Annotated in this window: 24 protein-coding genes; 2 read left to right on the top strand and 22 right to left on the bottom strand. The window is 47.2% G+C overall.

Translation table 11 applies throughout. From position 1 onward, the window contains the following. Positions 1-19 precede the first annotated feature (19 nt). From galU to P343_RS24730, 15 genes are all read right to left on the bottom strand, one after another. Positions 20-901: a UTP--glucose-1-phosphate uridylyltransferase GalU gene (gene galU / locus P343_RS24800; RefSeq protein WP_023509468.1), complete on the bottom strand. Its 882-nt coding sequence runs from the start codon at positions 899-901 to the stop codon at positions 20-22. A gap of 429 nt (positions 902-1,330) precedes the next feature. Next, entirely contained in the window at positions 1,331-1,579 is a 249-nt protein-coding gene (locus P343_RS24795) for a hypothetical protein (protein WP_023509467.1), read from the bottom strand. A gap of 328 nt (positions 1,580-1,907) precedes the next feature. Continuing rightward, entirely contained in the window at positions 1,908-2,225 is a 318-nt protein-coding gene (locus P343_RS24790) for a hypothetical protein (RefSeq protein ID WP_023509466.1), read from the bottom strand. Positions 2,226-2,335: 110 nt separating this feature from the next. Continuing rightward, positions 2,336-3,730, bottom strand: a complete 1,395-nt coding sequence (gene allB, locus P343_RS24785) for an allantoinase AllB (protein ID WP_023509465.1) — start codon at positions 3,728-3,730, stop codon at positions 2,336-2,338. A gap of 161 nt (positions 3,731-3,891) precedes the next feature. After that, positions 3,892-4,422, bottom strand: coding sequence for a chromate transporter (locus P343_RS24780; protein WP_023509464.1), 531 nt, complete (start codon positions 4,420-4,422; stop codon positions 3,892-3,894). 2 nt (positions 4,423-4,424) lie between these two features. Beyond that, on the bottom strand, positions 4,425-5,006 hold the full coding sequence (locus P343_RS24775; protein WP_023509463.1) for a chromate transporter: 582 nt from the start codon (positions 5,004-5,006) through the stop codon (positions 4,425-4,427). An 87-nt stretch (positions 5,007-5,093) separates the two neighbouring features. After that, the gene (locus tag P343_RS24770; RefSeq protein WP_023509462.1) at positions 5,094-6,347 is read right to left on the bottom strand and encodes an MFS transporter; all 1,254 of its coding nucleotides are present in this window, start codon (positions 6,345-6,347) and stop codon (positions 5,094-5,096) included. A 29-nt stretch (positions 6,348-6,376) separates the two neighbouring features. Further along, complete coding sequence (locus P343_RS24765; protein ID WP_031263709.1) at positions 6,377-7,978, bottom strand: gamma-glutamyltransferase family protein; 1,602 nt, start codon at positions 7,976-7,978, stop codon at positions 6,377-6,379. 256 nt (positions 7,979-8,234) lie between these two features. Further along, positions 8,235-8,927, bottom strand: a complete 693-nt coding sequence (locus P343_RS24760; protein ID WP_023509460.1) for a FadR/GntR family transcriptional regulator — start codon at positions 8,925-8,927, stop codon at positions 8,235-8,237. A 540-nt stretch (positions 8,928-9,467) separates the two neighbouring features. Continuing rightward, a complete protein-coding gene (locus P343_RS24755; RefSeq protein ID WP_023509459.1) occupies positions 9,468-9,989 on the bottom strand; it encodes a thioredoxin domain-containing protein in 522 nt (173 codons plus the stop codon). Positions 9,990-10,058: 69 nt separating this feature from the next. Further along, on the bottom strand, positions 10,059-10,967 hold the full coding sequence (locus P343_RS24750) for a dihydroorotate dehydrogenase (protein WP_023509458.1): 909 nt from the start codon (positions 10,965-10,967) through the stop codon (positions 10,059-10,061). Continuing rightward, a complete protein-coding gene (locus tag P343_RS24745) occupies positions 10,964-11,746 on the bottom strand; it encodes a dihydroorotate dehydrogenase electron transfer subunit (RefSeq protein WP_023509457.1) in 783 nt (260 codons plus the stop codon). The genes P343_RS24750 and P343_RS24745 overlap by 4 nt, the downstream gene beginning before the upstream one ends. Continuing rightward, positions 11,743-13,011 carry a Zn-dependent hydrolase gene (locus tag P343_RS24740; protein WP_023509456.1) on the bottom strand — a complete coding sequence of 423 codons (1,269 nt, stop codon included), beginning with the start codon at positions 13,009-13,011 and terminating at the stop codon, positions 11,743-11,745. The genes P343_RS24745 and P343_RS24740 overlap by 4 nt, the downstream gene beginning before the upstream one ends. A gap of 145 nt (positions 13,012-13,156) precedes the next feature. Beyond that, positions 13,157-13,936 (bottom strand): IclR family transcriptional regulator, encoded by a 780-nt coding sequence (locus P343_RS24735; RefSeq protein ID WP_023509455.1) that lies wholly within the window; start codon positions 13,934-13,936, stop codon positions 13,157-13,159. A gap of 27 nt (positions 13,937-13,963) precedes the next feature. Continuing rightward, positions 13,964-15,193 carry an MFS transporter gene (locus tag P343_RS24730; RefSeq protein ID WP_023509454.1) on the bottom strand — a complete coding sequence of 410 codons (1,230 nt, stop codon included), beginning with the start codon at positions 15,191-15,193 and terminating at the stop codon, positions 13,964-13,966. 356 nt (positions 15,194-15,549) lie between these two features. On the opposite strand from P343_RS24730, the gene P343_RS24725 reads away from it, so the two are divergent. Then, entirely contained in the window at positions 15,550-16,242 is a 693-nt protein-coding gene (locus tag P343_RS24725; protein ID WP_023509453.1) for a glutamine amidotransferase-related protein, read from the top strand. Positions 16,243-16,489: 247 nt separating this feature from the next. Here P343_RS24725 and P343_RS24715 read toward each other — a convergent pair whose 3' ends face one another. The 7 genes from P343_RS24715 to spoIIID form a co-directional block, all read right to left on the bottom strand. Next, positions 16,490-17,407: a dihydroorotate dehydrogenase gene (locus P343_RS24715; RefSeq protein WP_023509451.1), complete on the bottom strand. Its 918-nt coding sequence runs from the start codon at positions 17,405-17,407 to the stop codon at positions 16,490-16,492. 250 nt (positions 17,408-17,657) lie between these two features. Continuing rightward, positions 17,658-18,089, bottom strand: a complete 432-nt coding sequence (fabZ, locus tag P343_RS24710) for a 3-hydroxyacyl-ACP dehydratase FabZ (protein ID WP_023509450.1) — start codon at positions 18,087-18,089, stop codon at positions 17,658-17,660. 38 nt (positions 18,090-18,127) lie between these two features. Continuing rightward, positions 18,128-18,487, bottom strand: coding sequence for a DNA-directed RNA polymerase subunit beta (locus P343_RS24705; RefSeq protein WP_023509449.1), 360 nt, complete (start codon positions 18,485-18,487; stop codon positions 18,128-18,130). 14 nt (positions 18,488-18,501) lie between these two features. Beyond that, positions 18,502-19,356 carry a flagellar hook-basal body protein gene (locus P343_RS24700; protein WP_023509448.1) on the bottom strand — a complete coding sequence of 285 codons (855 nt, stop codon included), beginning with the start codon at positions 19,354-19,356 and terminating at the stop codon, positions 18,502-18,504. Positions 19,357-19,398: 42 nt separating this feature from the next. After that, on the bottom strand, positions 19,399-20,214 hold the full coding sequence (locus P343_RS24695) for a flagellar hook-basal body protein (RefSeq protein ID WP_023509447.1): 816 nt from the start codon (positions 20,212-20,214) through the stop codon (positions 19,399-19,401). A 95-nt stretch (positions 20,215-20,309) separates the two neighbouring features. Beyond that, on the bottom strand, positions 20,310-21,311 hold the full coding sequence (mreB, locus tag P343_RS24690; RefSeq protein WP_023509446.1) for a rod shape-determining protein: 1,002 nt from the start codon (positions 21,309-21,311) through the stop codon (positions 20,310-20,312). A 296-nt stretch (positions 21,312-21,607) separates the two neighbouring features. After that, positions 21,608-21,877: a sporulation transcriptional regulator SpoIIID gene (gene spoIIID / locus P343_RS24685; protein WP_023509445.1), complete on the bottom strand. Its 270-nt coding sequence runs from the start codon at positions 21,875-21,877 to the stop codon at positions 21,608-21,610. 1,102 nt (positions 21,878-22,979) lie between these two features. Here spoIIID and P343_RS24675 point away from each other — a divergent pair. Further along, positions 22,980-23,306, top strand: coding sequence for a bacteriocin immunity family protein (locus tag P343_RS24675; protein WP_023509443.1), 327 nt, complete (start codon positions 22,980-22,982; stop codon positions 23,304-23,306). The last annotated feature ends 222 nt before the right edge of the window (positions 23,307-23,528 follow it).

Here is a 23,528-nt window from a genome sequence, read left to right as displayed (position 1 = left end):
GCCATCGTCTTATCCTCCATCATTCAAGTGGTAATTTATTGTCGCGTAAGATTTTTTCAATTCCTTTAAGTACATCTTTTTGTATTTCTTTATCCTGCAATGCCATTTCAATGTTTGTTAGAACAAAGCCTAGTGTCTCACCAACGTCAAAGCGTTTGCCTTCAAACTGATAGGCATATACACCTTGAAGCTCATTCAACTTCTGAATGGCATCGGTTAATTGAATTTCTCCACCTGCACCGATTTCCTTCTTATCCAGGAAGTCAAAGATTTCCGGAGTCAGCACGTAGCGGCCAATAATCGCAAGATTGGAAGGCGGATTATCTTTAGGCTTTTCAACAAACTTGCTGACATTAAATAGTCTGCCATCTTGTGCTTTTGGATCAATGATCCCATAGCGGTGTGTCTGATTTTCCGGCACTTCTTTAACACCGATGCAAGAGCAGCCAGTTTTTTCATACTGATTAATGAGCTGACCAATGCATGGTGTCTCTGCCTGGACGATGTCATCGCCTAAAAGGACAGCAAAAGGCTCATCACCGATGAATTTACGGGCACACCAAACAGCGTGGCCCAAACCCTTCGGAGATTTTTGCCTAATGTAGTGAATATCGATTTTAGAAGGTTCTCTTACCTTTTCAAGCAAATCCATTTTATTTTTTTGAATCAAATTCTGTTCCAGTTCGTATGCAATATCGAAATGATCTTCGATCGCTCGTTTGCCCTTGCCGGTGACGATGATAATATCTTCGATTCCGGCTTGAACGGCTTCTTCAACAATATATTGAATCGTCGGCTTATTAACAATTGGCAGCATTTCCTTTGGCAATGCTTTTGTTGCAGGAAGGAATCGTGTGCCTAACCCAGCAGCCGGAATAACTGCTTTTCTGACTTTTTTCATCAAAAAACCCCCTGAGAAATGGAGACTCATATCTAGTTCGTCGTGAAAAGTTCTGGGATGATGTCTCGACTGGTATTGAGGAAATCCTATTCTATATTTATTAAAATCGGATTAATGGAAAGGATTGAGCGAATTCAAGATTCTCTCATTATACACTATTCTAAAACAATAGTAAGTGCTATTTCTCGACAAATTTAGGTTCGTCAAGCTATAAGCATTATAGCATATTTATTCTTATTGAAAAGAGGAAGTTATGGGAAGAAAGTCACGGGAATGAATAGTATAGGCTTTTGTTACACTTTGTTGCTCTCTATTTACGTTTCTATTACAATTATGTTTCACTATTTAGTGTTTAAAATGTCTTCTTTTGTCATCTATTAACTATTTTAAGCGATTTTTGCTTTGATTTAGTATTAAACGCGTGTACATTCATTCCTCGGACATGACGTAATAAACTTGTTCCTCTTTACGCCAGAATGATCGCCTCGATTCGGTGTAGATGCGGTAATTTCCATACATCAATGATTCACAGTCAATCAGTTTCAGTGTGTATTTCTCGGCAAACTTCTCTGCCGCCGATCGAATGTCTTCTGCTTGAATCGTCGTCAATGGTTTGTTATATGCATCCGGGTTCGTCCGCTTGCCTTCGGATTCGTAATAAAATGTATATGGATTCATGGTCTCTTGTCTCCTTATTTTTCTGTCTGTTTGCAGGAATGTCTTCTCTCTTTCTATGCAGAATTCCTTGCAGACTTGCATTCTTGTACGAAGATGAACTTTGTCCCATTTGCGTGGTCTTTGTCATTTGGTTGAAGTAGTCTGTCTTTAATCTATGGGCTGAGCTTGCAGTTCTTGCCACTCGATAAGCGGCCAGCGCCACTTGTCCTGTATTGTTCATAATCTCGAATTTTGTCAGAAAGTATTTTAAAGGTACAAGTTAGAAGGGCGTGAATCATTTCTCTTAGCAGATTAATGATATAAGTTGCCTGTGTGGGATGGTTTGACATCAGACTTCATTCACATAAGGTAAATTCGGGACAATTGTTTGACTATACATAACTTTCGTAAGGTGTTCTTCATTCGAGGGACAGTTTATGTGTTTTTGTCCATCCTTTATAGGAGAAGCAGAAGGGTTATGAACCTGTCTTTGGAAAAGGATTCTTGCATGGGTATCCAGTTCTGTTGGCATACGCATCGATAAATTTTCATCAACATAACTTTCAGTCCACATATATAACTCTTTTAAGCAACTATCATGAAATCCCCCAAATAAGTATAAGATGTTTTCAATATCCTTGCTATCTTTGATTTCTTTCCATTCCATGAAAATCACCATCTTTTTATTGAGAGTTTTTGGCTGTATCCAAATGGTTCAAAGCGTGCCGGATGATAAAAAAAGAGCAAAAGCCCTTGTTCCGGCTTTTGCCCTTTTCCTTATTTATTCGGTTTTACGACCTTGCCCAGTGGGGCGTGCACGATTTCGCCGTTCTTCATAACTGTTTCGCCGCGGACGATCGTTTCGACCGGTACGCCTTTGATGGCCCAACCGTCATAGGCGGTGACTTTGCTTTTGCTGTGCAGATTCTCGGCTTTGATCACCGTTTCCTTGTCCATGTCGACGATAGTAATGTCGGCGTCGGTACCGACTTCGAGCGAACCTTTTTGCGGGTAGATGCCGAAGCGCTTGGCCGGATTCTCAGCCATTAGTGCGGTTAGTTTCTGCAGGGTCAACTTTCCTTCGTTGACGGCGTTCAGCATGAGCGGTGCCATCGTTTCGATGCCCGGCATGCCGGCGGGAATCTCCCATAGGCTGCCCGCCTTCTCTTCAGGTGTGTGCGGTGCATGGTCCGAAGACACGATCGTGATTGTACCGTCGTTGATGGCTTCCCAGAGCTTTTTCTTATCCTTTTCGTATTTGACCAGCGGATAGATTTTCATTACTGGTCCAACTTTTGGATAGTCCTCGTTGCTTAGGAACAGGTAATGCGGGCATGTCTCCGCGCTGATCGGGGCACCCTGTGCCTTGGCGCGTCGGATGGCATCAGCAGCTTCTGCAGTCGTCACATGGAGTACATGCAGGCGCGCGCCGGATGCCCGTGAGAAGGCGGCCCCCATCTGAACGGTCACTTCCTCAGCAAGATTCGGTCGGCTCTCCACCAGTGCATCGTAATCGGTCCGGCCTGACTTTTTCACCTGCTCAGTAAGTGTCTGGATCAGGCTGCTATCCTCGCCGTGGATCGCAACCACATTACCGGTTTTCGCCACGTTCTGGAAGATCTCGTACACTTCGCCGTCGGACAGCGGCGGCAGAACGTCGGTCATACCCGGTTTATAGTTGTAGGTAAGCTGGAACGTGTTCTTGTTGACCGCGTAGCCCCAGAAATACTTGAAGCCGATGACGCCGGCCTCATGCAGCTCTGGCAAGTTGGCGTTGTTCATTGGTCCAAGGGCGATACCCCAGATCCCGAAATCGACATGCGCCTTTGGTGTCAGATTGGCGACCTGCGCCTTAAAGCTGGCCGCGTCGCGCGTCGGCGGCGTTGTGTTCGGCATGTCGAAGATCGTCGTGATCCCGCCGGCCGCTGCCGCCTGTGTTGATGTGAAGAAATCTTCCTTATAGGTCGGGCCTGGATCACGCGAATGCACATGGACGTCGATCAGTCCAGGCAGCACATACTGACCGGTGGCGTCCGTCTCTGTTTTCGCTTCACCTTCGAGCGGTTGATCAGAGATCGCGGCAATTTTTCCGTCTTTAATATAAATATTGGCTTTAAAGCTCTCATTCGATGTGACTAGTGTTCCATTCTTGATGACGTAATCCCAGCTCATATGTCCGCCTCCATCCGTTCAGTGAGACTATGCTTGGTCTCCTCTGTCTGCTTAAATTATACGGGATTTTGATGCTCATGCCAAAAAAGCTTGGTACAAAGTTACGCTTCTATTCGGAAGATCTGCTGGAACGGCAAAATGAGATGAGACTGAATTCAGTCTCATCCCATGAATGCGGCGCCGATGATTAGTGCGCCGGCGACGACAAATGCCGGGTGAATTTTCAGGCGCTGCATAAGCACGAAGCTGGCAGCACCGATCAGGATCAGCGGAAGCCAGCCGGATGCCTTGTTTGAGGCGGTAAAGAAGTTCCAGGCCATCATGCCGAGCATGACCACGATGATTGGGCGGATCATCAATGTCAATCGTCTGACTTTCGGTGAGTCCTTGAAGCGGTACAGAATCTGCAATAGTACGATCAGTAGAATCAGCGACGGCGCGATGGTTGCGAACAAAGCGACAAACGCTCCGGCTGTACCGCCGACTTGGTAGCCGATGTAGCCGGCCATTTTTGTTGCGATCGGGCCAGGCAGCGCGTTGCCGAGTGCGAGTACGTTACTGAACTCGGTGACATTCATCCAATGGTAGTGACCGACGACTTCATTTTCGATCAGCGGAATGGATGCCGGGCCACCGCCGTAGCCGAGGATCCCAGGAATAAAGAATGCGAGAAACATCTGCAATAAAAGCATTATTATCCCTCACCTTCCTTTACTCTTTTTTTAACGGGTATGATCAGGGCAACAATCAGGACAAGTGCGATCAGAATCGGCGCTTGGACATTGAGTATTTCCATTAAAACAAAACTGAGTCCGACCAGGATCAAGCTGATCGTCCAGCCAAGCCCTTTTTTGGCACTCGACATGAAGCGCCAGGTGAGCTGAGCCATCATTACGCCAACAACCGGCAGCACAGCCTGGGTCATGCCACGTACCCATCGCTGATTCTGAAACGCTGCGAGGAAGCCGAGCAGAATGATCAGCAAAACCACGGTGGGCAGAACTGTTGCTGCCAATGCGATCAGCAGACCCGGCAATCCTTTGACTTTCCAGCCAATATAACCGGACAGCTTCGTATTAATCGGCCCAGGCAATGCGTTGGCGATGGCCACGACGTCACCGAACTCCTCAATCGTCATCCATTGATATTTTTTGACAACCTCCGCCTCAATCAAGGGAATACCCGATGGTCCTCCGCCAAAGCTAAGGATGCCGGAGCGGAAAAAAGCTGCAAAAATGTCGCCATAGCGCGGTTTCTCTTTTTCTTGAGCTTGCATCAAATCCAACCTTTCAGATGTTTTTCACGAAAAAAAGGGGTCAAGAATGCCCCTTTTTCAAAAGCATTTAGTTAAGAGCTGCATTAATTATCGGTGATTCGGGACAGCAATAGAGCCAAAGTCGGTATCTGCCGTTTCCAGAGCAGCGACGGCGTTCGGTTCTTTATTGGTAAACATGAAGAGCAGCCCGCCGATAAAGAGCAGTGCACCGGAAATATAAAAGCCAATTTCAAGATGGCCGGTCAGATCGGCAAAGTACCCGGTAATGTACGGTGCGAAAATGGACGAAACCATACCGGCAAAGTTGAAGATGGAGTACGCTCTTGAGTACATCACTGTCGGTGTGTTTTCAGCCACGTACGAAACAAGGATCGGATCCAATGCGAGTTTCCCAACCATTCCATAAATGACAAGTCCTGTGATCATCAGCGAGTAATTCTGCGTGTACGGAATGACGATTTGGCAGATAGCGCCGAGCAAGGCAAGGAACAAGACGAGCGGTTTCTTATTTTTAATATGATCGGAAAGATAGCCGAATAAGAGCGCGCCTGGAATCGATGCCCACGGCACTAGGGACGAGATGATCCCGGTTTGCGACCCGTCGACGCCGCGGACGGTCTGCAGGTAATACGGCAGCCAGGTCAGCATCCCGAAAAAGCCGTACAGTGAGCAGAAAATAAGAATGTAGGTAAAAATATGATTGCGGCTTAACAAGATTTTCAGATTTGCTTTCTGCACCGGCTCTTTCTTGGCCGGGATCGGCTTTTTTACATCGTCCTTTATGAAGACGCCGATTAAAATTGCGACAACAGCTGTCAATATACCAAAGACGAAGAATGAGGTTTGCCAGCTTTTATGGAGCGTAAACGTCAGGTAGCTCGACGCAATGAAGCCTGCGGAAATTCCAAGTGCCATCCCGCTGTTAATGATTGCAGACGAGAAGCCTCGGTACTTCTTCGGCAGCGTTGCTGAGGAGATCGCGTACTGAGGACCATAGTATGTCCCTTCGCCAAAACCAGTGATTGCGCGAACGACGAGGAACAGACCAAGTCCGGAAACAATTCCGCTGAAAAAGGTTCCCACCGCGAACAGCAAATAGCCGCCAACCAGCACTTTAACCCGTCCAAATCGGTCAGCGAGAAATCCTGCCGGAATCTGCATCAGTGCATAGGTTGTAAAAAACACCGTGGACATGAGTCCAAGTTCGCTCTTTGAGAGATTCCAATCTTCGCCGATCACGCTCATAATTGGTGAAAGAATGTTGCGGTCTGCGTACATAAAAGCCCATCCAAGTGAAAATAAAACAGTAATCAGAATGTAGTTTTTCTTCGTATGGTTCATCTGCGATCCCTCCGCTAATTATAAGTTGATTACCATGCGGCAATAATGCCGTCCGCCCGTGATTCTGTGCCTCCGACCAGTACTCCTGTTTCTTGATCGCGCCAGATGATCTGCCCTCGTCCGAAGGAGTTCATGTCCAGAGCAATTGTTATCTCGTGCCCTCGTCCGGCCAGCTCATGCGCAATATCGATTGGAAAATCCGGCTCGACCATTACTTTTTTATCACTGATCCATTGCCATCTCGGCGCGTCGAGCGCGGCTTGTGGATTCATATGAAAGTCAATCGAGTTGGTGATGACCTGAAGCTGGCCCTGCGGCTGCATGTATTCGCCCATCACACCGAACGGTCCGACAGGCTGTCCGTTTTTTGTCACAAATCCTGGGATAATTGTGTGATACGACTTCTTGCCCGGATAGAGACAGTTGGTATCCTCCTTGTTCAGTGAAAAATCAAATCCGCGATTCTGCAGTGATATGCCTGTTCCGGGAATGACGATACCCGAACCGAAGCCTTTAAAATTGCTTTGAATGTAGGACACCATATTCCCTTCTTCATCGGCAGTGGCAAGATAAACCGTTCCGCCCTTCGGCAAGGAACCGGCCTTCGGTTGAATCGCCTTCTCGCCTATGAGCTGCGCGCGTTCAAGGCTGTGCGCCTCCGACAAAAGCTGCGTGACTTCATCATGCATGTAACTCGGGTCCGTAATATACTTTTTCCCATCAGTAAACGCGAGCTTCAATGATTCAATGAGCTTGTGATAGGTATCCGGCAATTCCTTATAAGGCAATTCCAATTGATTCAAAATTTTCAGAGCAATGAGTGTGACTAATCCCTGACCATTCGGCGGCAGCTCCCAAACGTCATAGCCGCGATAATTGACCGATATCGGTTCAACCCATTCTGCGCGATATTTTTGCAGATCTTCCTTGCGAATAAAGCCATCAAACTTCCGTGAAAAGCGATCGATTTTCTCCGCCAGTTCTCCCCGGTAAAAGGCCTCGGCATTGGAGTCGGCAATTTTCCGCAAGCTGTCTGCCATTTCTTCGGATTTCCAAAGCTCACCTGCCCGCGGCGTCCTTCCTTCTGGAGCGAAGGTCTTGAACCAGTTCTCAAACTCCGGCCCCTTCAATGCTGTGTACATCTCAAAGGCTGTTTTCCAGTTCTTTGCAACAACCTCGGAAACCGGATAACCGGATTGGGCATAGTCGATCGCCGGCTGCATGACCTCTTTTAGCGAAAGCTTTCCGAAACGCCTGATGCACTCCGCCCATGCTGCCGGGGCGCCTGGCACCATCACCGGTTCCAAACCGTATTTAGGCACCTTGCTCCTGCCGCGTTTGTGCAGGGCCTCAACTGACATCAGCTCGGGTGCATTGCCGCTCGCATTCAAGCCGTGCAACTTGCCTTTGGTCCAAATGATGGCGAATGCATCGCTGCCGATTCCGTTCGACGTTGGTTCAAGAACGGTCATACACGCTGCGGTTGCGATCGCAGCGTCAATTGCGTTACCGCCCTTTTTTAAAATCTCGAGGCCGGCTTGCGCGCCGAGCGGCTGTGAGGTGGCAACCATCCCCCTTTTGCCATAAACCGGCACATGTTTACCATCATCATAGCGATGGTTGAAATTCATCATATCCTTGGCTTCCCCTCACCTGTTTATCTATCATTGGACATACCGGTATGACCAGTTGATATTTTAAATTATAATCTTCTGAAATTTTTTTCGCTTTTTTGTGTCAGATTATATGACACACTTTTTTGAATTGGTGGTTTATGGGTACGCTCGGCGGTTGTCTCTAAATGAATCGGCTCCTCTGCTCGCGGGGTTCGCGATCGAGGAGCCGTGAAATTATTTTTTGTTCGGAGATGTTTTTAAATGAGGTCGATTATTGTTCGATGCCGCTTATTTCTGTGAGCATCTTTTTATAATGGAGTAGGACATCTTCAATATGACGGCGCATCAGGCTGCTGCTTTTCTCGCCGTCTTCTTTTTTGATCGCTTCGAGAATCTCGGTGTGATAGTAAAGCGCGTGTTCGATATCGTCATTGCTCGCCATCTCAATCCGGACCTTCTTGGACAGGTCGGTCAGTGAGTCATACACTTGAATCATGACCTTGTTCTGCGATGCATGTGCGATCGTATTATGGAATTTAAAATCCGGCACAATGATGGATTGCTTGTTCTTGACACATAAGGCCAATTCTTCGACTGCGCTTTGCAGACGTTCGATGGTCTCGGGCGTATGGCGCCGCGCTGCAAGATAGGCGTTCTCGGCTTCGAGCGATCTGCGAAATTCAAGGAGATCGAGTGACGACTCGGCATCGATAATCGGCAGCAATTGCCGCAAATCCAATTGATTCACATCGATCGTGCGGTTCGTCAGATAATTGCCCTTACCCGGCCTCTTCTCGATAATCCCGCGATCGCACAAGCTTTGCAGCGCTTCGCGAACCGATGAGCGGCCGACCTCAAGCATGCGCGCAATCTCGCGTTCAGATGGCAATTTGTCCCCAGGCTTCACGCGCTTGCGGATATAATCAAGGATGAACTTTTGTACAGTTTCACTGACACCAATCACATCGACGAACTCCTTTTTTCCGGGCAGTCCAAAAAATACGCTGGACTTCTATGTCTTTCCATAGTATCAGAAAATGAGCACTGCCAAAAGACCTAAAGATCAGTGTCACGATTATCCGAAGCTGTAACTTTATCGAAATAGTACCTCAGATCGATATCAGCCATGAAGTTCACACCTTGTTGATCCTGTTCGTTTTAACTTTTCATGCGCTGGTTTTAACTTTCAGGATTGGTTTTCACTTTTCTCTTGTTAGTTTCTACTTCTGGAATTCGTTACGACTTTTCTCTTGTTCGTTTCTACTTCTGGAATTCGTTACAACTTTTTCTCATTCAGTTACTACTTTTTCTGGATTCGTTACGACTTTTCTCTTGTTCGTTTCTACTTTTGGAATTCGTTACAACTTTTTCTCAACTAGTTACAGCTTTCCGCTGATTCGATACGAATTTCTCTAAAATGGTTACAACTCGATCCTCGAGTTGTATCGACTCTATGTAAAAGAAGAGGCCAGACATGTTTGCCCGGCCTCAGTTTCGATTCTGATTATTTTACGGCTAAAGTTTCGAGCTCTTTTTTCAGCTCTTCCTGCGTAACTTTCACTGGAGCTGCGCCTTTGCGGCTGAGCAGCGCTGTTGGCACGGAGGTCGCGTCGAAGCTGACTGCTTCCTGGGTGATGGTCAGGCTGTAGTCGGTGTTGTCCGGCTGGGCGGTCAGGCCGTAGTTTTCGGATAAATAGGTTTTGATTTCGTTATCGGTGAGCTGTTTCCATTCTGCTTGATCCTTGAACAGCTGCAGGATGATCGGGTTGGTTTTCGCCTGGTCCTTGTAATCGAGGAACAGGTGAACCAGGTTGCCTTTGAGTAGGCCTTCCTTTGGCTTGTCGAACGGCTTGAGCACGAGTTCGAGCTGTTTGTTCTCGATTGCCGGAAGCAGCTCCGTTTCGTAGTTGTCGAAAAAGGCTGAGCAGTGCGGGCAAGCGAGATTGGTGATCACAGTGAGTTTTAGTGGTGCGTCTTTAACACCGAAATGAAAGCCGGTGTCGGATAGTGTGATTGCATCGGTCATGGATAGTCCCTCCTGAATATCTTTTCTTTATCATAATTCCCGAGACGTTAGGTGTCTATTTTCTTGCCTTTAGTCAAGATTGACCTGGCCGATAAGATCTTTGACTGCGCTGATATGATGACGAACGAGGTAGTCGGTGATCTCGTCCGTGATCGTATTCATGGCGTTTGGCTGGATAAAGGTTGCGGTGCCGACTTGTACAGCTGATGCGCCGGCGAGGATCATTTCGATGGCATCCTGCCCGTTCATCACGCCGCCGCTGCCGATAATCGGCAGATTAGTCGCTTGGTGCACTTGATAAATGAAGCGAACGATGAGCGGTTTGACGGCTGCTCCGGATAGCCCGCCCATTACATTGCCAATCCGCGGTTTGCGTGATTCTGTGTCGATCGCCATCGCAAGGAATGTATTGGCGACCGTGAGCGCATCGGCACCGCCACGTTCTGCTGCTTCAGCGATGTCCTGGATCCGGGTGACATTCGGCGTCAGTTTGGCGATCAGCGGTTTGGTAGTAACCGCACGCACTTTTCCGAGCAGCTGATAGGTTGTGTCCGCGCTCATGCCAAAGGCTTGTCCGTGATCACGCAAATTTGGGCATGAGATATTGAGTTCGAGTGCGGCGACGCTTGGCTCTCGGTCTAGTCGTTCGGCGAGGTTCTCGAATTCTTCGATGGATTCCCCGGAAATGCTGGCGATCAACGGCGGTTCGAAGTCCTGATAACTTGGCAGGATGTTCGCAATGTAATGCTCAATGCCTTTGCTTTGAATGCCGATCGAATTGATCATCCCTCCGTCTGTCTCGCAGACGCGCGGTGTTTGATTGCCGCCGCGTTCGGACAGGGTAATACTTTTGGGAACAATGGCACCGAGCCGGTTGATATCGAGCAGAGGCGCGAGCTCGGATCCGAACGTGCCGGATGCAGGCATGATCGGATTTTTCAAGGTCAGACTGCTGATTTTCACGGTTAAATCTGTCATTGCAGCACCGCCTGACTGATTGGGAATACCGGGCCGTCGGTGCAAACGCGGACCGTTTTCAGCTGGTTACCTTTACGGATGGTGCAGGCGCAGGCATAGCAGTCGCCGATGCCGCATGCCATATGGGCTTCGGTCGCGAGCTCGCCTTTCAACTGATATTCATCTGCCAGTTCTTGAACGAGCTTGCTCAGCCGGCGTGATCCGCAGGTATAGATCGCTGAGATCCCTTCTTCTCGAATCAATTTTTCCGAAAGGCTCCGCACCGATTCTACTGAGCTGGTCTCCTCTTCATCCGTCACCGTGTGCACCGTTGCACCAATATGGGTCAGTGTCTCAACGGTCAACAGATCCTCGGGAGTACGCGCGCTGATAATCACGTGCACGCGCTTATTTTCGGAACGCGCCTCCCGCGCTAAGGCGTGCAGCGTTGCCACGCCGACACCGCGTGCAACCAGAAGCAGAGCTCCTTGTTCCGGCAGCGTGAACCCTTGCCCGAGCGGTCCGATCAGGTTCAGCATGTCGCCTTTTTTCTTAAGGGTCAGCTGCTGCGTGCCGGTTCCTTTGACAAGATACAGGAATTCGAGTGTTCGCAATTCTCGGTTATAGTGATAAACACTGAGCGGGCGCCGAAGCGGATTTTTCCACGCATCACCGCACTGGATATGGAAAAATTGGCCGGGTTGAACCGGCATATCGATTGCGGATACGTCAAGCGTGATCTGCCAGTAACGCGTGCTTACCGATTGATTGGTCATAATTTTTGCATTGAACGTTTTCATAGTGCGCCTTTTACACCCGCTTTCGTGGTTGACTCGATGACCGCCCGTTCGAGGACAGCCGCTTCCAAGACTTCGATTCCGGTGATGATGTCGGACAGATCGGTATGCTCATCGGGATGGTGGCTGATCCCGCCGATTGATGGAACAAAGATCATTCCCACGGGGCACAGGGCAGCCATGTTCATGGTGTCATGTCCTGCTCCGCTCGGCATGCAGATGAAGTCAATCTTTTTCTCCCGGCAGACGTTTTCAAAAGTGGCAATCACGCCCGGATCCATACGAACCGGCGTTTCGTCGCTGAGCAAGGTGCAATCGATCTGCAAATGACGCGCCTCGCGCAGATGATCGAGGAATGTGTAGAGAAGTTGAACGACACGGTCTTTGGACGCGCGTGAGATGCTGCGAATATCGACCTTAAGATGGGTTTCTCCTGGGACAACATTCATCGCACCCGGAGCAATCTCGATATCGCCAACCGTGGCTACCGTACCGTGCTCCATCTCGAGTCGCGCAGCTTTTTCGAGTTCGATCGTAATCTCAGCAGCGCCAATCAAGGCGTCCTGTCTCTGGTTCATCGGTGTCGATCCGGAATGAGCCGCATGCCCCTTCACGCAGATGTTGAAACGTGTGGGTGCAGCGATTCCGCTCACCACGCCGATCGGCAGATTTTTTCCTTCGAGCATGGGCCCTTGTTCAATATGCATTTCCATAAAAGCAGCGAGTGCGTGTTCTGGAAGTCGCGCTTCTTCTAGGCGGGTAAAGTCGAGCCCGCGCTCAGCAAACACGGATTGAATGCTCCGTCCCTCTTTATCTGTGAGGCTGGCAATATCCTTTTGTTCGATCAGCCCGGCCATCGTTTTGCTGCCGATTTGCGAGAATCCGAATCGGGCAGATTCCTCACAGGCAAAGGCAAAGATGTCAATCGGATGCTTCGTTTGTATGTGTCGATCGTTCAGGTCTCGCACAATCTCCAATGCTGCCAGCACGCCGATCGTCCCGTCATATTTTCCGCCTTCAATCACCGTATCGAGATGGGAACCGATGCCGACCGCCGGCAAATCCGGGCAAGTGCCTGGCCTGCGGGCAATCACATTACCTGCTGCATCCATACGTACGGTCAAACCTGCAGCTTTGCATTGCGCACGAAAGTAGTCCGTCGCCTGCTTTTCTTCTATACTGTATGCCAGCCGCTTCATCCCGCGGTCCGTGCTGCCGATTTTTCCAACCTCATCCATTGTCTGTTTGACTCGAAGTGCCTCTACCATTGCTTATCGCCATCCTTACTGCATTTCCTAAATGATTACGTCACTGATCGTCTCTCCATGCTTTTCCATAATCGCTTTTCTCTCGCATGCAATGAAGAAAATAGAGCTGGCCTTTTTGAGAAAATCTCTCTTTGGCCAGCTGTTTTTAAAATAGTGAACTAAGTGCCTGCATTGAGGTGAGATGGTCGCTTGCTTGCTCCGCCACTCGCTGCAATGCCTTAATCAATTTTTCTTTATTCGTGTCAAAGTAGTGATACTCGCCGACTAGGCTCATACTGATCGATGTCCGATCTTTGCCATGAAAAATGGGAACGGACAATGCCGATGTGCCAAGCTCGAGTTCCTGCTCACAATACGCTACTTTTTCGATTCGCGCTTCATGAATCTTGTTTCTAAGCTCGTCAGGGTCGGTCAAAGTAAATGGCGTAAAGGGATCCGGCGCTTCTTTTTCCAGCAGGCGATTAATAACCTCGTCCGGTTGGAATGCCAGAATGATCTGGGCCGCAGCCGCCGCATGGATCGGCATGCGCTGCCCGACATGGACGAAAAAGCTGTTGCCGGTGCTTGACGGCTGATGCGTATGCGTGCAGAAGATTTCATCGACTTGATAACGGCAGATGAATGCATACAAGCCTGTTTCCTCCCCCACCTGCTTGCAGTACTGAGCAAGCAGGCCGACCGGATCGCGGTTCTGGAGAAAGCTGCTGCCCCAGGCCATTGATTTTGGTCCGAGCATATATTTTTTCGATTCCGGATCCTGCACCACTAATTGATAACCGATCATGCTCTGCAGCATGCGGTGCAAGGTGCCTTTACTGAGCAGGGTCTGTCGAGAAAGTTCCGCAATCCCAATGCCGGCAGCCGGACAATCGCTGATTTGATCCATCAGCTTCACAAACCGGTCCATCCATTCGATCGTGATCACGTCCTTTCCCTTTATACCTTTTGATGATTACGCGAGATCCTTGCCTTTGGTCTCCGGAACAAGGAAGAGAATTGACAAAGCCGCAACGATATAAACAAATGAAATGGTGCCGAGCGCCGCGCTGAGCGAATGATTGAGTGCCATGAATCCGATAATCAGCGGGCCGAAGCTGCCGATGAATCGTCCGGTGTTAAAGATAATATTTTCAGCGGTGGAACGTGCTCGCGTTGCATAATGTTCGGCAAGCAGCGCGCCGTAACCGCCCATCATTCCGTTTACGAAGAAACCAAGGACAGAGCCAAGAGCAACAAGCAGCGTCGGGTTATCAATGTGGAAATAAATCCATACGATAATTGCTGCGCAAATTTGGAACGTCATGTATGCTGGTTTGCGGCCCCATTTATCTGCGAGCCAAGCAAAAGTTATAATTCCAATAACCATCCCGATAACGGTGGAAATCGTCCAAACCACGGTGCCGTTAATTGTGTAGTGGTGTTGCGTCGCAAGCATCGTCGGCATCCAGTTCATAATGCCGAAATAACCGAAGTTCTGCACGCTGCAAATGATGATCAGACCGATGGTTGTGCCGGTAATGCGCCAGCCTTTGAAGAGCTCAACAATCGAAATCGACGTTTTCTTTTCGTCCTTTGTTTTCAGCCAAATGTCGGGTTCTTTCAGACTGCGACGAGACCACCAAGCGAGCAGCGCAGGAACAACACCAACAAGGAAGACGCCTTTCCAGCCGAAATGCGGCGCGATGAACGCTGCGGCCAGTGTCGCTAGAATGGTTCCGCCTTGGTAACCTAGTGCAACATAAGAGGTTGCGCGTGTCCTCAGTTTTTTCGGCCACGTTTCGGTAACGAGCGTCATGCCGATCCCGAACTCGCCTCCAAGACCGAGTCCGGAAAGGAAGCGGAAAATGTTAAACGTTTCGAAGTTCGGGGCGAACGCGCATAGTCCGGTAAATACGGAGAATACGAGAATCGTCCATGTAAATACGCGAACACGTCCATAGCTGTCGGCAAGAATACCAAAGGCATAACCGCCGACAACCACGCCGAGCATGGTAATGGTCGAGATGCTTCCGGCTTGTGCCGGATTAAGGCTATAATATGCAATAATTAATGGCAGTACGAATGCGAGCATCATCATATCAAGCCCGTCCATTGCATACCCAACAATGGACGCCCATAGAGTCTTGTGCTGATAAGACCCAACTTCCTCGTTCATTTCCAAAGTGTTGCTTGACTCTGTCATTCTTGTTCTCTACCCTTCTTTTTCTAAATTGTGTTATGGCTTCCCCAGTGTTGTTTATTCAATCTCCCATTCACGTTCGTTCCGCTTGGTGGAACGACGTTTCTATTTTGAATAAACTAAATTTTTAAGAATATGCTCATTGTATAATCCTTTCTTGAAAAAGAAAAGAACTATGTTAGATTTTATGACAAATTATTTTTCATTTCGACAAATTTTTCACCTGTGATAATCGGTGCTTAATCCGCACAAATCAAGATCTTCACATTCGTTAAAAATAAAATGTGACAAATCATTTACAACTCGATTTGCTTTATTTATAATAATCTTTTTAAATCAGTAACGAGGGGAGAATTTCTATGTCTAAAAGAATTGGAATTATTGGGGACTTCAATGAACATTTAAAAAATCATACAGCAATTAATGAAGCACTTACTATCAGTAGACAAGAACGTTACCCCGTCTTGGATTTCGAATGGTTATCCACTAAAAATCTGCACATCGGTGAACTAAGTAATTATGATGGGCTTTGGTTAGCACCTGGTGGTCCTTATCAATCCGATGAAAATGTCTTAGCTGCTTTAAAATGGATTAGGGAATCAAAACACGTGCCCTTCCTTGGAAATTGCAGTGGTTGTCAATATGGCATTATTGAATTTATGAAAAATGTAATCAGGTTAGTTGACGTAAATACAGAAGAAGTTGATGCCCATGCAGGAAATATCGTTGTGTCTCAATTATCCTGTTCACTCCGTGGAAATATCGACCAATCTGTTTTTATTAACGAAGAGACTAAGGCATATGAAATCATTCAAAAAAAGAAAATAACGGAGACATACAACTGTAATTATGGATTAAACCCTAAATATCAAGAACTTTTAGATGAACATGGTTTCATTGTTGCGGGTGTCAATGAAGATGGAGAAGCCCGAATGCTTGAACTACCTGATCATGATTTTTATTTCTTAACGTTATTTCAACCTGCAATGAACACCAGTAAAGAGCATCCGCATCCACTAATTACTGCTTTTATCCATTCTTGCTGCTCTTGAGAACACTTAAACGATTTGAAAAAGATGGGGCGAAACCCTTAAAACGCGACAAATCCATGAAATGTTGTATCGAATCTATGTAAAAATGGACCGGACGTGTAGGGTCGTCCCTAATTTCGAGTTCTTTTTTCAGCTCCTCCTGCGCGACTTTCGTTGGAGCTGCGCCGACGCGGCTTCTTTCCGCGCATAAATCCGGACTCGCACGCATATTTGCTCTCTAAGTACGCACATTTTTACTATACTTTTATCAGCTGAGATCAACCTGGCCGATCAGATCAGAAATGGATGGGATTTTATGAGCGATCAAATAGTCTCTGATTTCGTTCGTGATTTTGATCATTGCGGCTGGGTTCAGAACGTTTGCAGTTCCGACCTGTACAGCGGAAGCTCCGGCCAGTATCATCTCAATTGCGTCGTGGCCGCTCAAGACGCCGCCGCTTCCAATGATCGGCAGATGTGACACCTGATTGACCTGAAAAATCAGATAGACAATAAGCGGCCTGATAGCCCCTCCGGAAAGACTTCCGGCAACTTTTCCGAGTTTCGGCTTACGTGTCTCTATATCAATCGACATGGCTTGAAACGCGTTCGCCATGGTGAACGCGTTTGCGCCTCCCTGTTCCGCTGCAAGCGTGATTTCCTGAATACGCGTGACGTTCGGTGACAACTTTGCGATTAACGGTTTATCGGTAACAGATCTTACTTTACTAACCAAGCTGTATGTGGTTTCGCTCAGCAGCCCAAACATCTCTCCATTATCATCGAGATTCGGACACGATAAATTCAATTCGAGTGCTTTAATTGTGTCGTGCTTTTCTAAACGCTCGACAACCGAAGCGAACTCGTCTGCTGTCTCGCCGGAAATGTTGATGATCAGCGGCAGCTCATCTATCGTATAGTCGGGCATGACTTGTTTTTCAAAAAAATCAATGCCGTCACTTAGAAAAGTTGCCGCATTAAATAAACTTCCTTCTGCCTCAAAGATGCTTGCCGCCTGTTCGCCATGATGCTCATGCAAAGCAACACTTTTCGGGATAAAAGCGCCAAGCCCATTGGCGCTATAGGACGGCTCATAGATTAAATCAAATGTGCCGCTTGCATTCATCACGGGACTCTTCAGTATCAGATTGGCAATTTTCACGGACAGATCCGGTTCCTGACTCATGTCAAAACCCCCTAGCTGGAAAAAACGTTTCTTGCTGCTTCATTATCTTTCTCATTTTTTTAACACTCCAATACTCAGTCTACTTGTCTTTTCGTATGTCATCCGGTTGACAATTTCCGACAGTTCGGCAACAACTGGCCTAGCGGAGAGCCATTACTATCCACAGCTATTAGAAAAGTCTAGAACGCGTTATTTTGAAAAAAAAAGAAAAGACGCCGGATTGATCGCGGGCGTCTGTGATTCTTCCTGCTTATTCTGCTTCTTTGAGTGCGAACATCATTTCTGCTTCGCAAGCGACTTCGCCATCAACGGTCGCCACGCCTTTCGCTTTGGCAAATCCGCCACGGAAACGAAGAATTTCTGCTTCCAGCCTTAATTGATCGCCTGGACGTACTTGACGTTTGAATCGGCATTTATCAATACCGGCATAAAGCGTCAGCATATTCTTGGCCTCTCCATTTCCCAGGACAGCAATGCCGCTGACTTGAGCAAGTGCTTCAACAATCAACACACCCGGCATAACTGGGTAATCAGGAAAATGTCCTTGAAAAAATGGTTCGTTAACCGATACATTTTTAATACCGACCGCTTTCTTACCATCTTCTACTTCCAGTACACGATCAACGAGTAAAAATGGATAACGGTGCGGCAATATCTTTTTAATTTCATCAATGTTTAACATAGGATCTCGCGTATTGTGCGCGAATTCGCTCCCTTCAATCAATCCGTTTTCAGAAAATCGAGGATATGTTGCCATGTGCCAGGTTCGAATACTGCCCATGGACTTTTATGACCTAATCCGCCGTAACCAAACATTGCTCCGACAACGAGCGCGATCGCGCAAAAGCTGACCAAAGCAATCAGGCGCTGCCAGATTGGGAATTTTCGTTTTTTGTAGCCGAAGAATGGATTGAAAAGCGGCTTAGCCTCTTCGCTCACTTCGGGTTTGCGCCTTTTTTCTTTCGATGGCTTACGTTCAGCCTTCTGTGCCTCGAGCCGGGCTGTGCGGGCTGCTTGTCTCGTTTCTGGTTCGGCCGTTATGTTTTTTTTAGTACTATGTAGCTTTTCATTATTCCCCATCACAAATACCTCGCTTAACGCAGCAGACCGTTAACCAGTCCCGCCATCTGATCGCCGATGGTAATGGATCGCGCGTTCAGCTGATAATTATGCTGCAGATTAATCAGATCAGCCATCTCTTTAGTTAAATCGACATTCGAATTTTCCAGTTTGCCTTGTGCCACGCTTCCATTGCCCGCGGCAACCGGTTGAACGACTTGATTCAAGCCGATTCCAAGTTGGGCGAGATTCGGTAGCGTGTAGAGGCTGTTGCCTTGGTTTTCCAGCAGTTGCGGGCGGTTAACTGTGACGAGGCCAAGCTGACCAGCATTGACTTGAGTGCCATTCGCCAGTTCAACCGTGATCGCGCCGGCATTATCAATATGGACATCTCTATAATTGGCCGGTAACACGATCGGCTGACCATTTGTGCCGAGTATCGGGTTACCATTTTTCGTCATAAGTCTAACGACATTGGGATTCTGTGGATCCGGCTGCGCGCTGAATGCGCCGGCACGTGTATAAGCTGTCGTTGTTACGCCATTTGTCCCTGTCAAAGCAACCGTGAAAAACTGATGGTCATTGGTCAAAGCGAGGTCGAGCGGATTGTCGGTCTGCTTAATTGCACCTAAAGAGACATCCAATTGTGTATCGCCAACTTTGGAGCCTGAGCCGTCACGTATACCGGACGGGGTCAAGCGATTGTTCTGATCAACCTGATCGGCGTTCGCTCTCATATTGTCGATTTGCTGAAAAAGGAGATCGGTAAATTTCGCGTCACGGCTTTTATATCCGGTTGTGCCGACGTTCGCGATATTATCAGCGACGGTAGCCAGCTGCTGCTGAATCTGTCCTAAAGTCACGGATGTTGCCATCATTTGCCTTTGCATCGTACTCACCTGCCCTGTTTTTGATTAATAGTTGCCTACGCGTTAGTTGATACGGCCGACCTGATTCACTGCTTTATCCAATGAACCGTCGATAATCTGCAGTACCTTCTGATTGGCTTCAAACGATCGATACGATTCCATCATATCGGTCACCGTCTGATCAGCCTGAACGTTTGAACCTTCAACGAAGCCTTGTTTCAGATTATAACTGACATTGGCGGTGCCGGTTGCCTGAGGCAGATTGCCTCCTCCATTTAACCGAAAAAGTCCGTTGCCTTCTTTGACCAGTTGATTGGTGTTGGCCGCGTAGCTGACGCCGATCTGTCCATAGTTCGCTCCATTAGCTTGGATCGTGCCGTCGCCAGCGATCTGAAACTGATCCGACGGGAGCTGGATCGGCTGACCCGCTGCGTTCAATACCTGATTGCCTGAGTCGTCGGTTAAGAATCCGGTCGGGCTAAGCGTAAAATGTCCGTCCCGTGTATAACGCGTGTTCCCGGCAGGTGTCCGGACGTTAAAGAGCAGAGCACCTTCCTGTGCGCCTGTCTGAGGGTTGACCGGGAGCTGCGAAGTGATCAAGGCGACATCGGTTGCTTTACCCGTTTCCGTGATCGTCCCTTGCGAAAAATCAGGTACGGTCTCATCCATATAGACACCGGTTGCCAGGCCTCCTACCGTACGAGAAGCCTCTTCGTCACCACCGAGCCGATTAATCAGCTGTTCGGGAAAAGTGCGAAGTTTGCTCTGGTCGCTTTTGTATCCGGGTGTATCGATGTTGTTCAAGTTGTTCGACAAGGTCTCCTGTCGCCGTTGCTGGGAAATCATCCCTGCCGCAGAAGTGTATAGTCCTCTTATCATGTCCTTCACCTGCCTAGTAGCGTTTTTATCGTGTATTGCGTGACTTTGTGTGCTTTATTACGTCCTATTTATGAGGCGCGAAAAGCGCAGAGCAATTAATTTGCTTTGCGCTTTGGGAGTTTATCTAGGTGTTCAAGCATTTTGCCGGCGCCTTCAACGACACAAGTCATTGGATTATCGGCAACAACCACTGGTACTTTCAGCTCGCTTGCAAGCAGCTGGTCGATGCCGTGCAGCTGAGCGCCGCCACCGGTCAGAATGACGCCGCGATCAATAATGTCGGCAGACAATTCCGGAGGTGTCTGTTCCAGCACATTCTTCGCCGCACGGACGAGTGTGCCGACGGAGTCAGCGAGTGCCTCTTCAATCTCATTGGAATGAACGGTCAATGTTTTCGGAAGGCCAGTGACCATGTCGCGGCCGCGAATGTCCATGCTTTCGTCACGGGCATCTTTGAAAACCGTGCCGACGGTCATTTTTATTTGTTCCGCTGTTCGTTCACCAATCAGCAGTTTGTATTTTTTCTTAATATAGTTCAGAATCTCTTGGTCGAATTTGTCGCCTGCCAGTTTGATGGACTGAGAGGTCACAATATCGCCCATAGAGAGGACGGCGATGTCGGTCGTGCCGCCGCCGATATCGATAACCATGTTGCCGCTCGGCTGAAAAATATCCATGCCTGCGCCGACTGCAGCTACTTTCGGTTCTTCTTCAAGGTAGACTTGTTTGCCGCCGCTGCGTTCAGCCGCCTGACGAATCGCCTTTTGCTCAACCGATGTGATATGTGTCGGCGTGCAGATTAGAATTCTCGGTTTCTTTAAGAAACCTTTGACATTAATTTTATTAATGAAGTGTGTCAGCATTAATTCTGTGATTTCAAAATCAGCAATTACGCCATCACGAAGCGGACGGATCGCAACGATGTTGCCTGGTGTACGTCCCACCATCCGTCTTGCCTCTTCACCGACCGCCAGCATTTGTTTCGTATCCGTATCTAATGCAATCACTGAAGGTTCATTAAGGACCACGCCCTGTCCTTTAACATAAATCAATACGTTCGCCGTTCCGAGATCAATTCCGATATCTCTAGAAAACACGCCAAATCCTCCCTGTCAAAACACCTGGACTGAATCCAGGATATTTATCAATCATTATTTCATTTTATCACAAAACAATACAAACAGGGAGTCTGTCGAAAAAAACACTAAATTAAAACATTAGGTCGATTTTTTGCTTTGCCTCTGCGGTTTTTGGTCATGCTTTTTATGTGTCGTTTATGTGGATGATGTGGGTTCAATAGGTGTCTGGGTGATGCATTTGTGTATGGTTATGTGGTGTGATTTGGATTCGGATGTGTAGGTCTCACGTACTATGCGGTTAGATGCCCAGCTTTTTAGTGCTGAACCGCTTGCTCGGTATCCTTTTGATACTTCAGTCTTGTCGCTTCCCCTCCTCGAAGATGGCGGATTGACTTGTGATAATCGAGCACATTCTTCACTGCGTTTGCAAGTTCCGGATTAATGTTCGGAAGCCTCTCCGTCAAATCTTTATGGACAGTACTTTTCGAGACTCCGAACTCTTTGGCAATCACCCGTACCGTCTTTTTTGTCTCCACGATATGCTTTCCAATCTTGATCGTACGCTCTTTGATGTAATCGTGCACACCACTCGCCTCCTGTAGTCATGAAGATGCGAAATGAGACAATCTTTGGAGGAAACGGAACCCAAACAACGCATTATGCTCGTTCCAAGCCCGCCGCGCTCACCTCGAAACCCCGTATGTGAGTTTGTAACATCTTATTAAACGAGTTCCGGTTATATGCCAAAAAGTCAATGAGGACAAGGGTTCACAGGAACGAGCAATTTCGAAAAAGAACTTCCCAATTGAAGCCTGATGGGAAGTTCTTTAGGTCAGAGGAAAACAATAGGAGCAACTTTCTATTGGGATTGGTGGAGGGATTTTCCTTTCGTGTTGATCGGAAAAATCCTTTCCGTATTTGAAGTTCGGATAAGGAGCAACTTTCTTTTGCTGCTAGGTGGAAAGTTGGTTCACTTTTTGTGGAGGATGTGGGAATTTTCCTCGGGAAATTCCTTCTGATCAGGTTATCGGTCTAACTTCTAATTGATTCAGCCTAACTTTTCAAGGTTTCGGTCTAACTTTTCTCTCGTTCGGTCTAACCTCTAGTTTTCGGTCTAACTTTCAATTGACTCAGCCTAACTTTTCATGGTTTCGGTCTAACTTTTCTTTCGTTTGGTCTAACCAAGATACATTGGCAGACAACCGATTAATAGCGCTACAAACAGGTGTGTTGCATATTATGCCAAATACCAAAAAGGTTAAGTACTTAGCTAAAGGAACCACTATTGCAGGCAAGTCACTAGATGGAATTGTTTCCGAATAATTTAAGATGTTTCTTCGCAAATAAGACAGATGTTATGGCACTTTTAAAATGAATTTTCTATAATAAATAATGTTATAAACTATTTTAGGAAGACATACTCATGTCAAATAAAAAAGTCGGTTTAACTAAGGACGCATTGGCATCGTTGAGTAAGTTTGATTCATTATCAGAGGGTCAGCTTCAACAGACTCAGACAGGAAAATGGAAGACAATTGCTACGGTTGAATCTAATACAAAACACACAAGTATCGTTGGATTCAGACACAAGGTAATCTTTCATACACCTTCAAGTTATTGCCAACGATTAGGTGAGTTCAGCTGCCAGTGGCTATATCGTTCCATAAAAAAAGGGAGCACTTTTTTATGTTAAACAAAAAAAAATTGAGTCGGAAAGAACAAGAAGATACAATTCTAGAAAAAGTCTATAATCTTATCCTGGATGAACAAATACAAGCTGACGAACGCGACGTGTTAATTACTTTTAAAAATAATGTTGAAAAAGGCAAAGATTTTGAAAGGCAACTAATGAGTTTAGCTGAAGGACTTCGGCAAATAGCAGTTCAACGATTAGCAGTTCACTCTATATTAAGTTCTCAAGTCGGTGAATTTTATATGGAAATTTCAACCACTGGATTGCTTAAAAAAAATCTAGGTACAGGAATTGCTGCAATGGGAATAACTTTTCATTAAAATAAAGGCAATTTTCTAAGCCGAACAATTTTAATAATTATAATCAGATCTCGGTAAAAAGCACCTCGATATGGAGCTTATTAGCACATGCTTTGGAAGTGTTTTTTATTTTTGAAAATGGGACAATATTTGAGGTAATCAAAACCACCCTTCAAAAGGGTGGTTTGCTCTAAGGCTATAAGCCTTTTGCTACCGACCAGCGTCTCAAGGCGCTGGCCTTCA

The organism is Sporolactobacillus laevolacticus DSM 442 (assembly GCF_000497245.1).
In the GTDB taxonomy this organism is placed as follows: Bacteria; Bacillota; Bacilli; order Bacillales; family Sporolactobacillaceae; genus Sporolactobacillus; species Sporolactobacillus laevolacticus.
Note: the sequence above shows the minus strand (reverse complement) of the source record. Positions and strands in the feature narration are given on the sequence as shown.

Coding starts and splice junctions, on each gene's coding strand:
- galU (WP_023509468.1), bottom strand. CDS start 901: ATGAAAAAAGTCAGAAAAGCAGTTATTCCGGCTGCTGGGTTAGGCACA.
- P343_RS24795 (WP_023509467.1), bottom strand. CDS start 1,579: ATGAATCCATATACATTTTATTACGAATCCGAAGGCAAGCGGACGAAC.
- P343_RS24790 (WP_023509466.1), bottom strand. CDS start 2,225: ATGGAATGGAAAGAAATCAAAGATAGCAAGGATATTGAAAACATCTTA.
- allB (WP_023509465.1), bottom strand. CDS start 3,730: ATGAGCTGGGATTACGTCATCAAGAATGGAACACTAGTCACATCGAAT.
- P343_RS24780 (WP_023509464.1), bottom strand. CDS start 4,422: ATGCTTTTATTGCAGATGTTTCTCGCATTCTTTATTCCTGGGATCCTC.
- P343_RS24775 (WP_023509463.1), bottom strand. CDS start 5,006: ATGCAAGCTCAAGAAAAAGAGAAACCGCGCTATGGCGACATTTTTGCA.
- P343_RS24770 (WP_023509462.1), bottom strand. CDS start 6,347: ATGAACCATACGAAGAAAAACTACATTCTGATTACTGTTTTATTTTCA.
- P343_RS24765 (WP_031263709.1), bottom strand. CDS start 7,978: ATGAATTTCAACCATCGCTATGATGATGGTAAACATGTGCCGGTTTAT.
- P343_RS24755 (WP_023509459.1), bottom strand. CDS start 9,989: ATGACCGATGCAATCACACTATCCGACACCGGCTTTCATTTCGGTGTT.
- P343_RS24750 (WP_023509458.1), bottom strand. CDS start 10,967: ATGACAGATTTAACCGTGAAAATCAGCAGTCTGACCTTGAAAAATCCG.
- P343_RS24745 (WP_023509457.1), bottom strand. CDS start 11,746: ATGAAAACGTTCAATGCAAAAATTATGACCAATCAATCGGTAAGCACG.
- P343_RS24740 (WP_023509456.1), bottom strand. CDS start 13,011: ATGGTAGAGGCACTTCGAGTCAAACAGACAATGGATGAGGTTGGAAAA.
- P343_RS24730 (WP_023509454.1), bottom strand. CDS start 15,193: ATGACAGAGTCAAGCAACACTTTGGAAATGAACGAGGAAGTTGGGTCT.
- P343_RS24725 (WP_023509453.1), top strand. CDS start 15,550: ATGTCTAAAAGAATTGGAATTATTGGGGACTTCAATGAACATTTAAAA.
- P343_RS24715 (WP_023509451.1), bottom strand. CDS start 17,407: ATGAGTCAGGAACCGGATCTGTCCGTGAAAATTGCCAATCTGATACTG.
- fabZ (WP_023509450.1), bottom strand. CDS start 18,089: ATGTTAAACATTGATGAAATTAAAAAGATATTGCCGCACCGTTATCCA.
- P343_RS24705 (WP_023509449.1), bottom strand. CDS start 18,487: ATGGGGAATAATGAAAAGCTACATAGTACTAAAAAAAACATAACGGCC.
- P343_RS24700 (WP_023509448.1), bottom strand. CDS start 19,356: ATGCAAAGGCAAATGATGGCAACATCCGTGACTTTAGGACAGATTCAG.
- P343_RS24695 (WP_023509447.1), bottom strand. CDS start 20,214: ATGATAAGAGGACTATACACTTCTGCGGCAGGGATGATTTCCCAGCAA.
- P343_RS24675 (WP_023509443.1), top strand. CDS start 22,980: ATGTTAAACAAAAAAAAATTGAGTCGGAAAGAACAAGAAGATACAATT.